This is a genomic window from Terrimonas sp., assembly GCF_003075435.1.
Classification (GTDB): Bacteria; Bacteroidota; Bacteroidia; order Chitinophagales; family Chitinophagaceae; genus Agriterribacter.
Map to the genome: position 1 here is coordinate 1 of NZ_QCZJ01000078.1, position 935 is coordinate 935.

Annotated in this window: 1 protein-coding gene; it reads left to right on the plus strand. The window is 36.0% G+C overall.

Annotation, left to right across the window (positions count from 1 at the left end; translation table 11 throughout):
* The first annotated feature begins 80 nt into the window (after positions 1-80).
* Positions 81-922, plus strand: a protein-coding gene (locus tag DC498_RS25920) for an IS5 family transposase (protein ID WP_116877025.1) whose coding sequence is annotated in 2 segments (ribosomal slippage) — positions 81-477 and positions 477-922 — 843 coding nt in all. Because the reading frame shifts where the segments join, the coding sequence is not laid out codon by codon here.
* Positions 923-935 lie beyond the last annotated feature (13 nt).

A 935-nucleotide genomic window follows, 5' to 3' on the forward strand; every position in this document is an offset into this window, starting at 1 on the left:
TAGGCCTCTTGTATTAAACGATATGCACATATGTTAATAATTAAAAATAGAAAAGGTATAAGAGTTGATGAGCATATTGCATGTTATGGAAAAAGATACCACAAAACCTTTCCGGCAGTCAATTTCAACGGTTGACAGGAGTGAAAAAAAATACATTTGAGAAAATGTGTTTTATCATCAGGACAGTAAAAGAACAAAGACGTAAGCACCCCAAACGAGGTAAACAGCCAACACTGGGTATAGAGGATCAGCTATTAATGATGTTGATGTACCATCGGGAATACCGTACGTTTTTACATATAGCCATGGATTATGGCATTAGTGAATCTCAGTGTCATCGTATTGTGACAGACCTGGAAAACATTCTGATACAAAGCAATGCATTTAAACTGCCAGGCAAAAAAGCTTTGACCAAATCGAATGTTAAATGGTCAGTAGTAGTAATAGATGTGGGAGAAAGTCCTGTAGAGCGACCTAAAAAAAACAGCGAAGATATTATTCAGGCAAAAAGAAAAAGCATACCCACAAAACCCAGTTAATAGTAGGCAAGGATGGAAAAATCATTTGTGTAGAAATAGATAAAGGTCGTAAGCATGACTTCAGGGTGTTTAAAGAAAGCGGAGTGCATATACATGCATCCACCAGAATTGAAGCAGATTCCGGTTATCAGGGAATCAAAAAATATCATCCTAACAGTACGCTACCCTATAAGCATAGCAGGAAAAAGCCATTAACAAAACAGCAGAAACAACACAATCATGAAGTTTCCAGCAGTAGAGTACAGGTTGAACATATCATTCGTAAACTAAAAGTATTCAAAATACTGGGCGAACGATACCGTAACAGAAGAAAACGTTTTGGATTAAGAGTAAATTTAATCGCTGGCATTTACAATTATGAATTATATGCCTTTTTCAATTAATACAAGAGGTCTA